Origin of the sequence: Thiorhodococcus fuscus, assembly GCF_042682685.1 — a bacterium.
Classification (GTDB): domain Bacteria; phylum Pseudomonadota; class Gammaproteobacteria; order Chromatiales; family Chromatiaceae; genus Imhoffiella; species Imhoffiella fuscus.
In genome coordinates this window covers 295,643-309,967 of sequence record NZ_JBHUHX010000007.1, presented here as the reverse complement: position 1 = coordinate 309,967, position 14,325 = coordinate 295,643, and the positions used below count along the sequence as shown (strand labels likewise).

Annotated in this window: 8 protein-coding genes; 2 read left to right on the top strand and 6 right to left on the bottom strand. The window is 63.8% G+C overall.

What is annotated here, in order from left to right:
* Positions 1-286: 286 nt before the first annotated feature.
* From ACFSJC_RS04465 to ACFSJC_RS04440, 6 genes are all read right to left on the bottom strand, one after another.
* The gene (locus ACFSJC_RS04465) at positions 287-2,083 is read right to left on the bottom strand and encodes a restriction endonuclease subunit S (protein WP_386023815.1); all 1,797 of its coding nucleotides are present in this window, start codon (positions 2,081-2,083) and stop codon (positions 287-289) included.
* Entirely contained in the window at positions 2,080-2,490 is a 411-nt protein-coding gene (locus ACFSJC_RS04460; RefSeq protein WP_386023812.1) for a type II toxin-antitoxin system VapC family toxin, read from the bottom strand. The genes ACFSJC_RS04465 and ACFSJC_RS04460 overlap by 4 nt, the downstream gene beginning before the upstream one ends.
* Positions 2,490-2,708, bottom strand: coding sequence for a FitA-like ribbon-helix-helix domain-containing protein (locus tag ACFSJC_RS04455; RefSeq protein WP_386023809.1), 219 nt, complete (start codon positions 2,706-2,708; stop codon positions 2,490-2,492). Before ACFSJC_RS04455 ends, ACFSJC_RS04460 begins: the two co-directional genes overlap by 1 nt.
* A 487-nt stretch (positions 2,709-3,195) precedes the next feature.
* The gene (locus tag ACFSJC_RS04450; RefSeq protein ID WP_386023806.1) at positions 3,196-4,653 is read right to left on the bottom strand and encodes a class I SAM-dependent DNA methyltransferase; all 1,458 of its coding nucleotides are present in this window, start codon (positions 4,651-4,653) and stop codon (positions 3,196-3,198) included.
* Positions 4,654-4,658: 5 nt separating this feature from the next.
* The gene (gene hsdR, locus ACFSJC_RS04445) at positions 4,659-7,112 is read right to left on the bottom strand and encodes an EcoAI/FtnUII family type I restriction enzme subunit R (protein ID WP_386023803.1); all 2,454 of its coding nucleotides are present in this window, start codon (positions 7,110-7,112) and stop codon (positions 4,659-4,661) included.
* A gap of 133 nt (positions 7,113-7,245) precedes the next feature.
* Positions 7,246-10,032 carry a 1-acylglycerol-3-phosphate O-acyltransferase gene (locus ACFSJC_RS04440; protein WP_386023800.1) on the bottom strand — a complete coding sequence of 929 codons (2,787 nt, stop codon included), beginning with the start codon at positions 10,030-10,032 and terminating at the stop codon, positions 7,246-7,248.
* A 376-nt stretch (positions 10,033-10,408) separates the two neighbouring features.
* Between ACFSJC_RS04440 and ACFSJC_RS04435 the strand changes: the two genes are divergently transcribed.
* Both ACFSJC_RS04435 and ACFSJC_RS04430 read left to right on the top strand, forming a co-directional pair.
* On the top strand, positions 10,409-12,868 hold the full coding sequence (locus ACFSJC_RS04435) for a diguanylate cyclase (RefSeq protein ID WP_386023797.1): 2,460 nt from the start codon (positions 10,409-10,411) through the stop codon (positions 12,866-12,868).
* Positions 12,869-12,946: 78 nt separating this feature from the next.
* Positions 12,947-14,314, top strand: a complete 1,368-nt coding sequence (locus tag ACFSJC_RS04430) for a V-type ATP synthase subunit B (RefSeq protein ID WP_386023794.1) — start codon at positions 12,947-12,949, stop codon at positions 14,312-14,314.
* Positions 14,315-14,325 lie beyond the last annotated feature (11 nt).

Sequence of the window (14,325 nt, the reverse complement as noted above, 5' to 3'; positions counted from 1 at the left end):
TGGACTCTTGTAAATGTCAAACTTCTACGGTCTCCCCGGCAAAGCCGGGGGATTTCTCAACTGATTAATGATCGATTCGACCAAAACAATTTGCGGGAAAGGCTCGCTCTTCGTCTCGCCATGCATCGCAGCGGTCAATTGAGGCCAAACGCGCCGAACGGCAGCCAGACTCGAGAGCCCGCGTAGGATGAGGTGAGGAATGAACCGCATCAATCGCGAACGATGCGGTTCGCTATCGCTCACCACATCCTACCGACTGGATGGGTGACCGATATCCGGGGGGGTCTTAAGCCAAGGCGCTGAGATCCTGTCTCGCGAGGGCTTCAGCGGATTCGATCGAGTCGTCCATCATGGCCGGCGCCAATGCCTCGTGCAGCAGCGCATCGAGCAGTCGACGACGGGAGCTGTCTGCGGTGGCGAGACTCGCCTCCAGCCGGTCGCACAGGGCCATGAGCTCGTCGACTTTGGCGACGATGCGGTGTTGTTCAGCGAGGGGTGGGAGAGGGATTGGTAGATCAAGAATGACGCCACGCGCAACATTTTTCATGGACGGACTAACGCCAGTCGCATTTGCAGCGTAATAGGCTCGGGCGAAGTCTGCATGGTTATTGACCACCCATAAGAACCGGTGGCTGCAATGGCTTGTCAAACGCAGACGCACGATCTTGTCGCTCATCATCAGATTCAGCGGTTCTTCTAGCACAAGAACTGAGCGAGCAATCAGCTCTGCTGTATTCGCCCTGGATATCAGAAAATCGCCTTTGTGAACCTGTGCCTGCAAACGCGGCTTAGTTCCCGGCAATACCTGCTTGTTTGCCGCTGGATCAAATCTATCCCAAGACACCGCACTGACCTTAAGCACCCCCCAAGCGTCCCCTTGCCGAGCATGGCTTTCTGTTCGTGGGCTCCAGCCCGAGTCCGACGTAAGCACCAACTCTCCGCAGCGGCACCAGACCCAACCAGAGGGAGGTTCAAAGAACTGCTCGGCGCTCGCAATCGGCTTTAGATGTTTGCCCTTGCTGATCTCTCCCGCCTCCAACAAGCGCGTCTTTTCCGACCGAATCCTACACAGCAACTCCGACGCCGGCTCATCTGACAAATCCTGCGGCACGAGCTTACCGCGCACGGCGAGGTTGAGGATGGTCTGACGGAGCTGCTTGATCTGGTCTGCGCGGGTTGTGAGTGCCGGTAGGGCATCAAGGACGAAGCGGGCGTGGTCGGTGAAGGTGGCCAGGTCGAGATCGGGGGCGTTGAGACGGGCGAGGCTCGCCGCCGCCAGCCTGTCGCGCGCCGACTCCCGCTGCGCTCGCGCAGCCTCCAGCCGATCGCACAGCGCCATCAGCTCATCGACCTTGGCGACGATGCGGTGTTGTTCGGCGATCGGCGGCAGTGGAATGGGAATAGCGCGCAGCTTGCTTTGAGATATGTTCATTTGCATGACGGCCATTCCCGACTTGGCTGCTTCAATCTGCTCGAACGTATGCCCCGCATTGAGCGCAAGTGCCAGAAATCGAGGTGACAGATCGCCCAGGGCATGAAACCTTATAAGTTTGTCGGAGATCATGAGTCTTGGGCACACGACATCGACAACGCAGGAGACCCCTACTCGATTTTTGGGACCCGCGCGGGTCACCAGTATGTCTCCGATGCTGGCTTGATACTCCGGGCGGGGCTTCAATTTCTCTGGCAATTTCTTGTGTTGCGCTGGATTGAAGGCCAGTGCTTGAACGGAAGTCGTTCGTAAAACTCCCCAATCCTCTTCGCTCGTCCGCGGATGGGGTTCGCACTGAGGGCTCCACCCAGCATCCATCCGCGTGATTAGGGCTCCAAGTGGTAACCACGACCAAGCCAACGGAAGTTGCAGTTCAACGCTCAAATCACATAGTGGCTTTATCAGATGCTTAGTCTTTGCTGGGATGCCCGAAAGGAAGCGTAGATGCTCAATCGCCGGTTTATCATGCGGATCCTGCGGCACCAACCTCCCCCGCACCGCCAGATCAAGAATAAACCGCCTCAGTCTGGCGACGGCGTCGGGCGCATCGGCGATGCGCTCATAGAGCGCGAGCAATCGGTCTGGATTCATTGGAAGGGATCGAGTAGGGAGACGCCGGTGCCGGCGAAGTCGCTGGTGTTGCGCGTGACCACCACCAGGTCGTGGATCAGGGCGACGGCGGCGATCTGCTTGTCGATGGGATGCTGCGGATGCGGGGCCATGAGCTTGCCCCAGACCTGAGCACAGTCGGCGTCGAAGTCGAGGATGCGGTCGGCGTAGTTGGTCAGAACGAGACCGAGCCAGTCTTCGAGCAGCCTGGCCTGGGGCGCGTCGCCCCGGTTCCGGATACGCTCGACCCCACGCCGCAGCTCGCCGATGGTCTGGGCGCTGAGATACAGATCGCCGGGCGATGCCTCGCTCAGGAAGTCCAGCACACCGGCGTTGGCGCGCGGTCCCTTGCGCGCCTCGCTGATGACGTTGGTATCGATCAGGTACATCAGGCCGAATCCGGATGGCGGGCGAAGTCCTCGTCGGTGCCGACATCGGGCATGCTCGCCAGCACCTCGGCGAACGAGCGGCGGGGCGGACGGCTCAGGGCATTGCGCAGGATCTCGCGGTGCTCGGCCTCGGCGCTGCGGCCGTGCGCGGCGGCCGCCTGCTTGAGCGCCTTGATGACGTCGGCATCGACATTGCGGACGACGAGATTGGTCGCCATGCTCACCTCGCGGGAATGATTGAAATGATTGCACTCAATCTAGCATCGCCCGCGAAACCGCCGCAACAAGGTAATTTCGTGACCGGCCGCCGACCCGTAGGGCGCAATAGCGACAGCGTATTGCGCCGCATGGCCGGTTGCGGGGAGCCTCGATCCATCCTCGTACCTACATCCGGCGCAATACGGCCGCCTTTGGCTCCACTGACGCGGGTCCAAGCAACGATTCGACGGGCATCACGCACCGCGGCCAGGGCGCACAAGCGGCCTATTGCGCCCTACCGGCCTACCGCAACAGCGACGTAGGGCGCAATAGCGACAGCGTATTGCGCCGCATGGCGGGTTGCGGGGAGCTTCGATCCATCCGCTTGCCTACATCCGGCGCAATACGGCCGCTTCAGGCTTCAGTGACGCGGGTCCATGCAACGATTCGACGGGCATCATGCACGGTGGCCAGAGCGCACAAGCGGCCTATTGCGCCCTACCGACCTTACCGCAGCAGCGCCTCGGCCAGCACCTCCTTGAGCTGTGCGCGCAGGCTGGCGGTCTCGCGCTCGGCGGCGTCGAGATCGGCGAGCAGGGCCTCCGGGTCTCCAAGCTCGTCCTCGACCCTGTGGGGGTTCTTGATGTCGAGGTTGTAGCCTCGGGCCTTGATGGCGTCGATGCCCACCTTCCATGCCTGCGGACCGGCCTCGCGGCCGGTGCGTTCGGCACCGCCCCACCAGTCGACGCAGTCCTGCAGGTGTTCGACGCGGATGGGCCGGGTCATGGAATAGGCCTTCTGGCCTTCCGGGACGCGGTGCTCCCAGAACCAGACGTCCTGGGTCGGCGTACCCTTCTCGAAGAAGAGCAGGTTGGTGCCGATGCTGGCGTAGGGCTTGAAGACCGAATTCGGCAGCCGGACGATGGTGTGCAGGTTGCACTCCTCCAGCAGGTGCTCCTTGAGCCGTGTCTTGACGCCCTCGCCGAAGAGGGTGCCGTCCGGCAGCACCACGGCGGCGCGCCCGCCCGGCTTGAGCAGCCGGATGATGAGCGCGAGAAAGAGGTCGGCGGTCTCGCGGGTGCGGAAGTGGGCCGGGAAGTTGGACTCGATGCCGTCCTCCTCCCGGCCGCCGAAGGGCGGATTGGTGAGCACGATGTCGACACGGTCGCTTTGCCCGTAGCTGATGTAGGGCCGCGCGAGTGTGTTGTCGTGACGCACGAAGCTCGGGTCCTCGATGCCGTGCAACAGCATGTTGGTGACGCAGAGCATGTGCGGGAGCTGCTTCTTCTCGACCGCACGCAGGGCGGACTGCATCGCCTCTTCGTGCTCCGGCTTTTTCACGTACTGCTTGCGCATGTGATCGATGGCACAGGTGAGAAAGCCGCCGGTGCCGCAGGAGGGGTCGAGCAGGATCTCGCCGGGGCGCGGGTCGATGCGGTCGGTCATGAAGGCGGTCACGGCGCGCGGGGTGTAGTACTCGCCGGCGTTTCCGGCGGACTGCAGGTCGTTGAGCAGTTGCTCGTAGATGTCGCCGAAGTGCTGGCGCTGGCGCAGATCGTTGAAGTCGATGGCGTCGATCTTGTTGATGACCTGACGCATCAGCTGTCCCGACTTCATGTAGTTGTAGGCGTCCTCGAAGACGTCGCGCACCACGCGGCGGCGGTCGCCGGGCTTGCTGGTGACGCCGAGATCCTTCAGCGTCGGAAACAGGTCGTCGTTGACGAAATCGAGCAGCACATCGCCGGTGATGCCTTCCGGGTCCGCCGCCCAGGCACGCCATTGGAGCCTGCGCGGGATGGGCGAGCGGTAATCATCGCGCAGGAGTTCCAGCTCCTGATCCTGGTCGTCGATGATCTTTAGAAAGAACATCCAGCAGAGCTGGCTGATGCGCTGGGCGTCGCCGTCGACGCCGGTGTCCTGGCGCATGATGTCCTGGATGGATTTGACGAGAGTACGAACGGACATGGGACCTATGCGGTTTCCTGATAGAGGGCGGATTGAAGCGCGTGCACGGCCTGCTCGAAACCGGGCTTGCCGCCGAATGCCTTGACGAGTTGAACGGGTGTGCCGAGCGCGTCGAACGGCGGGATGCGCAGCACCTTGGTGTCGTCGAGGTTGAGCACGCCTTCGTCGGCGTACTTGTCGAGCAGCGCGTCGAGCACGGCGCGGGCCTGAGCGCCGTATTTCGAGAAGACGTCGCGCTTCTTGACGTTCTCGGCGCGCTCGCGTCGGGTGAGCGGTTTGGCGTCGAAGGCGATGTGACAGATGAGATCGAAGGCGTCGAGGTCCTTGCCCAGCTCGGCGGCGATGACATCCAGCGGCAGCCCTTCGCCCGCCAGCTCGTCGACCAGCGCCTGTTTGCGCTCGGTCGCGCCCCAGCGTCTGAGGAAGTCGTCGAGGCTCGCGAAATGCCGGTGCAGCGCCTTGCGGGTGAAGTCGTGCAGGCTCTCGGTGACGAGCTTGCCGTGCTCGTCGAGGTATTCGACACGCTCGGCGATGATGCTGGCCGCGACGCCGTCGACGTAGATCTTCTCGCGTGTGGTGCCGCCGGTTGGGGTGCCGATGTCCGCTGTGCCGCCGACGAGAACCTCGTACTCGCCGGAGTCGTCCTCGATCGCGGTGTCCGCCGCCTCGTCCTCCGACGGAGGCTCATCCGGGGGCACGACGGGATCGTCTTCACGCGGCGCGTAGATCTGCACCGGCTCGCCGTCGAAGTCCGGGTCGGCGAAATGGCTGGTCGCACCGCGAAAGTCGATCAGGGTGAAGTAGTACTTCTGGGTGTCCTCGTGCACACGGGTGCCGCGTCCGACGATCTGCTTGAACTCGGTCATGGCGCCGACCTGGCGGTCGAGCACGATCAGCCGGCAGGTCTGGGCGTCCACGCCGGTGGAAAGCAGGCGCGAGGTGGTGACCAGCACCGGGTATGTCGACTCGGGATCGATGAAGTTGCCGAGTTCGGCCTGGCCCTCGGCGTCGCCGCCGGTGATACGCATGACATAGCGGTAGTTCGCCTTGACCAGATCGGCGTTCTCGTTGATCAACGCCTGGCGCATGCGGGCGGCGTGCTCCTGGTCGACGCAGAAGACGATGGTCTTCTGGAAGCGGTCGCCGCTCTGTTCGAGGAACGCCGTGACCTTGCGCGCGACGAGCTTGGTGCGCTCGTCCAGCACCAGCGTGCGGTCGAAGTCCTTGGTGTTGTAGAGGCGATCCTCGACCGCCTCGCCATGGCGGTCTAGCTGACCCTGCTCCGGGCGGTAGCCCTCGACGTCGCGGTCGATGTGGATCTTGACCACCTTGTAGGGCGCGAGGAAACCGTCGCGGATGCCTTGCTTGAGCGAGTAGGAATAGACCGGCTCGCCGAAGTAGGCGATGTTGGAGACGTACTCGGTTTCTCTCGGCGTTGCCGTCAGACCGATCTGGGTGGCGGCCGAGAAGTGCTCCAGGATCTCGCGCCAGGCGGAGTCCTCGGAGGCGCTGCCACGATGACACTCGTCGATGACGATGAGGTCGAAGAAGCCGGGCGAGAATTCGCGGTAGAGCTTCTGGCGGTCCTCGGGGCCGGTGATCGACTGATAGAGCCCGAGATAGATCTCGTAGGCGGTGTCGATGCGGCGCTTTTTGTCGAGGGCAATGGTGAGATCGACCTGGCTGCCATCGTCGCGCTCGATGGTCTTGGCCTTGGTCGAGAGCTTGGCCATCGCCGGGCCGAACGGACGGAAGTCGTTGACCATGGTCTGGTCGATCAGCACGTTGCGGTCGGCGAGGAACAGGATGCGTTGCTTGCGGCCCGCCTTCCACAGCCGCCAGATGATCTGGAAGGCGGTGTAGGTCTTGCCGGTGCCGGTCGCCATGACGAGCAGCACCCGGTCGCGGCCCTTGGCGATGGCCTCAATGGCCGCGTTGACGGCGTTGGCCTGGTAATAGCGGGGCGCCTTGCCGCTGCCGTCATCGTAATAGTCCTGGAGCAGGATCCGATCGGCCTCGGGGGTCAACCCCTTCCAGACGCGATAGCGCGCCCAGAGCGCGTCCGGCGACGGGAAGGCGTCGAGCGCAAGGCAGGTTTCGGTGACGTCGCCCGTGCCGGTGCGGTCGTGAAACACGAAGCCGTCGCCGTTGGACGAGAAGACGAAGGGGATGTCGAGCGTCAGGGCGTAATCAAGCGCCTGCTGCATGCCGTCGCCGACGCTGTGGCGGTTGTCCTTGGCCTCGATGACCGCGATCGGGATGTTGGGCTTGTAGTAGAGGATATAGTCGGCACGCTTGCCCTTGCCGCGACTCACCAGCTTGCCGCGCACGATGATGCGGCCCTTGGTGAAGCCGACTTCCTCGCGGATCTGCAACTGCTCGTCCCAGCCGGCGTCGCGCAGGGCCGGGATGATGAACTTGGTGCAGATGTCCCGCTCGCTGAGATCCTTCTTGTTCATGGTATCCATTCTTGCGCGCTGCATGTGTCTGCCGAAATCGGACCATCAGGATACCGGTGAAAGCGGCCATTGCCTCCGGTTTCTGGTCACGCAGTCCAGCAGAAGCGGCGCAATACGCTAGCGCTATTGCGCCCTACGCCCCAACGCTGTGCCCGGCGATGAAATCCCGCGCCGCCTCGCGTAGCGCGACGGCGGCAGGCCAATCGCTGCCTTCGGGTCGAATCGGCGCGCCCAAGATCACCTCGACCCGGCCAGGCGTGGGACGGAAGCTGTCGCCCGGCATGCGCTCGCGCGTACCCTTGACGGCGATCGGAATCACGGGCACGCCCGCCTGGGCGGCGGCGGCGAAGGCGCCCATGCGGAACGGCATCAGATCTGGCTGCTCGCGGAAGGTCCCCTCGGGGAAGAAGACCAGGCTCTCGCCCTGCTCCAGCGCGGCGTTGAGTTGGGCGGATTCGGTGCTGCTGCGCTGCACATCGAAACGATCGACGAAGAGCGTCCCCATGCGCGCCAGGTAGCGACCGACCCAGGGCATCGCCGTCAGCTCGCGCTTGGCGACGAAGGACACCGGCCGATCGAGCGCCAGGGTGAGCGCCAGGGCATCCAGATAGCCCTGATGATTGGCGACCACAACGCATGGGGACGAAGCCGCATCCAGATTCTCGCGCCCCGAGACACGCACCCGCATCCCGGTTAGAGCGCCGAGCAGACGCAAGCCGAATCGGGTGAATGTCCAACGCAGTCCCAGGGTCGGAACGAGCGTGCCCGCGATCCAGAAGCCAGGTGCGAACAGATAGAAGAGCAACCAGGCATAACGGGCATAGAGGGTTCCCGGCAGTTCGCTCACCAGATGCGAGATCCGGCCCCAGAGGCCCGAGAGGCCGACCCGAGCCAGCTGCCAGACCGGACGCGGCGGCCCCTCGAACAGCTTGCCGGCGAGATAGCGCTCACGCGTGTCGACACGACGCAGCTTGCCGCTGGAGGTCTTGAGCACGGCGCGCGGCGGCGCCAGCACGATCTCGTCCGGCGGCAGACCCAGAACATCGGTCGCCAGCTCGCGGGCACGCTGCTGGAGCGCCGTCCGGCGGCCGGGGTCGCGCTCCTTGCTCTCGGCGACGATGACCAGACGCTCGCTGCCCTGCTTGGGGTCGGTCGCGGCGAAGGCCACCACGCAGCCGTTGCGGATGCCGGGCAGTTCGCCCAAGGCCTGCTCGACCTCGTAGGGATAGATGTTGCGCCCGCCACGGATGATGAGGTCCTTGACCCGCCCGCTCAGATGGATGTCGCCCCCGGCCAGATAGGCGCGGTCGCCGGTCTCGTGCCAGCCGTCGCGGATGAGCCGTGCGGTGGCCTCCGGATTGCGGTAATAGCCGCGCGTCGCCGAGGGTCCTTGGAACTGGAGCAGCCCCTCGTGACGCTCGGGCACCTCGCGGCCCTCGCCGTCCACCACGCGCACCCTGTATCCAGGCAGCGGACGACCGCAGGCGACCACCTCCATGGCGTCCGGATCCGCGCAGTCGACCGGCAGCGCATAGCCCGAATTGGCGAATCGCACCCGATCGATACAATCGATGCGCGGCCCGCGCTCCACCGGCGGAAAGGCCAGACCGACCGCCGCCTCTGCCAGACCATAGACCGGCGCCAGCGCCTCCTCGCGCAGACCACAGGGCGCGAAATGCTCGGCGAAATGGCGTAGCGTCTGGGCGCTGACCGGTTCGGCCCCGTTGAATGCGCGGCGCCAGCAGCTGAGATCGAGCCCTTCCATCTGCGACTCCGAGATGCGGGTCAGACAGAGTTCATAGGCGAAGTTGGGCGCGGCCGAGAGTGTGCCGCGATGCTGGTGAATAGCCTGCAACCAGCGCCGAGGCCGCGCCAGGAAGGCGAGCGGCGACATGGAGATGAGCGGCACGCCGAAATAGAGACTGCCGAGCCAGGCGCCGATCAGTCCCATGTCGTGATAGAGCGGCAGCCAGCTGACGAAGACGTCATCGGCACGGATCGCGATCGCCTCCCCCATGGCCCGGATGTTGGCCAGCAGATCCGCGTGCGATAGGGTCACGCCCTTGGGATCGCCGGTGCTGCCCGAGGTGTACTGGAGAAAGGCGATGTCGTTGCGGTCGGGTCTGGACCAGTCGTCGAGCGGCGTCTCGCGCTCGATGCCTTCGAGGGTCAGCACCTCGCGCAGCGAACCGACCTGGACCCGCAGCACCTTGGCGATGGTGCGCGCCTCGGGAACCGTGATCAGAAAGCTGGTGCCGGCGTTGTCCAGGATGCGGGCGTGCCGGCGCAGATGGTCCTCGATCTGCTGCGGCCGGGCCGGCGGATAGATGGGCACGGGCACGCCGCCGGCGGCCAGGATGCCGAAGAAACTGAAGAAATAGTCCGGGCCGGTCGGCAGCATGACGGCAACCGTAGCGCCCGGACCGATCCCTGCATGGCGCAGTCGCGCCGCCACCCGCGAAGCGCCCAGCGCCAGATCGGCATAGCGGATGGGATGCGCGCGATCCTCGCCGTCGTAATAGAGGATATGGGTGCGATCGCCCGCGTGCCGTCGGTGCCAGTCGAGCACCTCCAGCAGGGTGTGCGCGCCGACCGGAATCTCTAGGTCGTCCGCGCCGGAGTCAACGGATACGGCGGACAGATCGGTTTCGGTGCCGCCCTTCCCGCCCTGGATCATCTGGAGCAGATCGCCTGCGGTCGCAGCCATCAGCGCCTGATCCGGAAGGTGCACGTCGAGCCCCTGCTCCACACGTGCGATCAGTTCGGATCGGCTCAGGCTGTCGAGCCCGAGATCCGATTCCAGACGGGTATCGAGTCCGATGCCTTCGAGAGGCTCCGGCAGCCTGGATTCACGCGCGAAGGTGCGCAGCAGATCCAGCAACCGATCGGCAGAGTCCTGGGGGAGATTGGATGCGGTCATAGGCAATGGTGACAGATGGCGCAAGACGGGCCGAGTCTAGCACAGCCCTTTCCAGCGCCCAGCGGCGACGCATCCGCGCGGAGCCTCACTCGATGCTGCGGCGAAAACTGGCGCGCCGAAGGCTCATGGATGGGGTCGGTGCCGATCGGATCGATCGAGTCCTGGCGCGCCCGAACCTCGAACAGCATCGACGCCTCGAAGACCTGTCCATAGACGTCGGCCGCCGCCCCTAGGTTTCGCGCATACTCGACGCAATGGAGCATCCGACCGAAGAATTGCCAGGTCGATTCACGGTTTTCGGCACCTGATTGCCGCTATGCTTGGCGACCGACATGGAGTAGATAGCCCTCCAACCAGGACGGGGTGATTCTGTTTAATGAATAACCTGAAACGCTCGACCCACCTATCTCCCGGACTGCGGCGAGGCTGGCTCGACATTGCGTGCGTCGCGAGCGTGGCCCTCCTGGTCGCGCCCGAATTACGCGCCCTCGACGAGATCAGGCTGCAGCTCAAATGGCGGCATCAGTTCCAGTTCGCCGGTTATTACGTCGCCCTGGATCGGGGCTATTACCGGGATGCGGGACTGGAGGTCACCCTGGTCGAGGCGCAACCCGACACGGACGTGGTCGCCGAGGTGGTCTCGGGGCGGGCCGAGTTCGGCACCGGCACCAGTGAACTGCTGCTCGCGCGCCAGACACAACCGATCGTCGCCCTCGCGCCCATCTATCAGCATTCCCCCTTCGCCCTGGCGGTACGCGCCGATCGCGCCTCCAACCTCCACGAACTGGTCGGCCAGCCCATCATGCTGGAACCCGGCGCCGCCGAGATTATCGCCCTCTTCCAACAGGAGGGCGTATCCATCGATCAGCTGGATATCCGACCTCACACCCAACGCATCGACGACCTCACCTCCGGCCGGATCGCCGCCATGTCGGTCTACTCAACGACCGAGCCCTATCAGCTGCGACGCCTTGGATTCAACTACAACCTCTTCTCAGCCCGGGCGGGCGGGATCGATTTCTACGGCGACATTCTCTTCACGACCGAGGATCAGACGCGCCGTCACCCCAAACGGGTCAGGGCCTTTCTCGATGCCAGCCTCGCCGGCTGGCGCGAAGCGCTCAAGCACAGCGAGACGGCCATCGATCTCATCATGGCGCGCTACAACAGCCAGGGACGCGACCGCGACGCCTACCGTTTCGAGGCGGAAGAGAGCCGCCGGCTGATGCGTCCCGATCTGATCGATGTCGGACATTCCAATCCGGGTCGGTGGAGACACATCGCCGATACCTATGCCGAACTGGGCATGCTGCCCAGGAACGTCTCACTCGATCGATTCCTCTATGACTCGAATAGGCCACGGCTCGATCCCCGATTCATGACCGCGCTGGCCGGCAGCCTGACGTTGCTGCTGCTTCTCTCGGCGCTGACCTGGAAGATCGTCCGCCTTAACCGCCGCCTCGCGAGCGAAATCGTCGAACGGGACAGGATCAACAGACACTTGCGGGAGCACAACGCGCTCTTCCATCTGATCACGGAAAACAGCAGCGATGTCATCTGGATCCTGGATATCGCGCGCCGGCGGTTCGAATACGTCAGCCCCTCGGTGACGTCCATGCGCGGATTCTCGCCCCAGGAGGTGATGGCCGAACCGATCGAGGCATCCATGACGGTCGAATCATGGGGCCGGATCGCACACCTGATCGACGGCGAGCAGGCTGGTATGAATAGCGGTTTCGCGCCCCAGGTGACAGAAATCGAACAGCCGCTCAAACAGGGGGGAACCGTGCATGCCGAGGTGGTGACGACCCCGGTGCTGGACGAGGCTGGACATCCCGTGAAGCTGCTCGGCATCACCCGTGACACCACTCGACGCAAGACGCTCGAGGCCGAATTACGGACCCGTATCGCCGCGATCGAGGCCGCCGGCGACGCCATCGCCATCACCGACGCCCAAGGACGCCTGCTCTACGCCAATCCAGCCTTCGCCAGACAGACCGGATACACATTAAGCGAACTCAAGGGGGTACATACGCGCGCCTTCAAGAGCGGACTCCACGATGCGGACTTCTATGCCGATCTGTGGCAGACAGTCCTTGGCGGTCGGATCTGGCGCGGCGAAATGATCAACAAACGCAAGGGCGGGTCGCTCTACGAGGAGGAGATGACCATCGCACCGGTGATGAACGTCAAGGGGGAAGTGGATTGCTTCGTCGCCATCAAACGCGACGTCAGCGAACGCCGTTCCATGGAGCGCGCACTCAAGCAGGCCAATCGCCAACTCAGCGAGAACCTGGCGCGGATTCGTCTGCTTCAGAAAGAACTCGCCGAGCAGACGATTCGCGACCCGCTCACCGGTCTCCACAACCGACGTTATCTCGACGAGACCCTACCGCGCGAATTCGCGCGCGCCAGGCACGAAGGCTATGTACTCACCGCCGCGATGGTCGATGTCGACCATTTCAAGCGTATCAACGATACCTGGGGACATCCGGCCGGAGACGCGCTGCTGAAGGCGCTTGCCGCACTCCTCCAGAAACGCTTCCGCGAGGGCGACATCGTCTGCCGCTATGGCGGAGAGGAGTTTCTGGTACTTCTGCCGCACGCCTCGATCGAGACCTGTCTGCCCCGCGCCGATTGGTTGCGTCAGGCGTTCGGAAATCTTCGAATGATCTATCAAGATGTCGAGATCCGGGCTACCCTGTCCATCGGTCTGGCCTCTTATCCCGAATACGCCAGCTCACCGCAAGAGCTGATCCAGATGGCGGACGCCGCACTCTATCGAGCAAAGCATCACGGTCGTAACCGGATCGAGGTCATATCCAGCGAGGCATAGGGTGAACCAGAGGAACCCACTTGAATTCATGAGATTCCGCAGCACCATGAAGGATTTTTCGAACGGGGGAAATGTGCGGTGACCCAAACCCTGGCGCGCTATTCCAAGGTGATGGAAATCGTCGGCGACATCCTCAAGGTCCGAGTACCGCCCACCTCGGGCAACCAGGTCCGCGTCGCCTTCGACGACCTGGCACTCGTCGAGGATCCGAGCGGATTCAGCTCGCTCGCCCGCGCCATCCGTCTCGACGACGATCTGGTCTCACTCCAGGTCTTCGCCGGTACCAAGGGACTCTCCACGGAGGCATCGGTCCGATTCCTCGGCCATCCGATGCGCGTAACCTATTCGGCCAACATCCTGGGTCGAGTCTTTCGCGGCGACGGCGAGCCCTTCGATGCCGGCCCCGATCTCTCGCAGGACCCCAAGCTCGCGATCGGCGGACCCTCGGTAAATCCGGCGAAGCGACTGCTCGCCTCGAAGATGATCCGCACCGACGTCCCCATGATCGACGTCTTCAATTCGCTGGTGGAGAGCCAGAAGATCCCCATCTTCTCGGTCGCCGGCGAGCCCTACAACCAGCTGTTGGCGCGCATCGGCATCCAGGCCGACGCCGACATCGTGGTCTTTGGCGGTCTGGGTCTCATCTTCGACGACTATCACTTCTTCCTGCGTCGCTTCGAGGACGCCGGAGTCTTCGCCCGCACCGTCATGTTCGTCAATCTGGCCTCCGACCCCGTGGTCGAACGTCTGCTGGTGCCGGACATGGCGCTCGCGGTGGCCGAGAAATTCGCGGTCGAGGAAGGCAAACGGGTGCTGGTGCTGCTCACCGACATGACCGCCTATGCCGACGCCATGAAGGAGGTCGGCGTCGCCATGGAGGCCGTGCCGTCCAACCGCGGCTACATGGGCGACCTCTACTCCCAGCTCGCGCGCCGCTACGAGAAGGCCGCCGACTACAAGGACGGCGGCTCGCTGACCATCCTGACCGTCACCACCATGCCGGGCGACGACGTCACCCATCCGGTGCCCGACAACACGGGCTACATCACCGAGGGGCAGTTCTATCTGCACGACGGCATGCTGGACCCCTTCGGCTCCCTGTCGCGACTCAAGCAGCACGTCATCGGCAAAGTCACGCGCGAGGATCACGGCCAGATCATGAACACCATGATCCGCTTCTACTCCAATGCCCGCGAGGCCGAGCAAAAACAGGCCATGGCCTTCGAATTGAGCGCGTTCGATCAGCAGCTGCTGCGTTTCGGGCAGCTCTTCCGAGAGCGTTTCATGGCGATCGACGTCAGCCTGCCGCTGGAGAAGGCGCTCGACCTCTGCTGGCAGACCCTGGCCGAGTGCTTCGAGCCCGAGACGCTGCTGATGAAGTCCGCGCTGATCGACAAATATTACCCACGCAAGCCGCCGGCCGGGGCTGAAACAGCCGCCCCCTGAACGCGGCTTAG

What these genes read in the sequence shown, in the direction of transcription:
- ACFSJC_RS04440 (WP_386023800.1), bottom strand. Translation starts at nt 10,032, where the DNA reads ATGACCGCATCCAATCTCCCCCAGGACTCTGCCGATCGGTTGCTGGAT.
- ACFSJC_RS04450 (WP_386023806.1), bottom strand. Translation starts at nt 4,653, where the DNA reads ATGTCCGTTCGTACTCTCGTCAAATCCATCCAGGACATCATGCGCCAG.
- ACFSJC_RS04465 (WP_386023815.1), bottom strand. Translation starts at nt 2,083, where the DNA reads ATGAATCCAGACCGATTGCTCGCGCTCTATGAGCGCATCGCCGATGCG.
- hsdR (WP_386023803.1), bottom strand. Translation starts at nt 7,112, where the DNA reads ATGAACAAGAAGGATCTCAGCGAGCGGGACATCTGCACCAAGTTCATC.
- ACFSJC_RS04435 (WP_386023797.1), top strand. Translation starts at nt 10,409, where the DNA reads ATGAATAACCTGAAACGCTCGACCCACCTATCTCCCGGACTGCGGCGA.
- ACFSJC_RS04455 (WP_386023809.1), bottom strand. Translation starts at nt 2,708, where the DNA reads ATGGCGACCAATCTCGTCGTCCGCAATGTCGATGCCGACGTCATCAAG.
- ACFSJC_RS04460 (WP_386023812.1), bottom strand. Translation starts at nt 2,490, where the DNA reads ATGTACCTGATCGATACCAACGTCATCAGCGAGGCGCGCAAGGGACCG.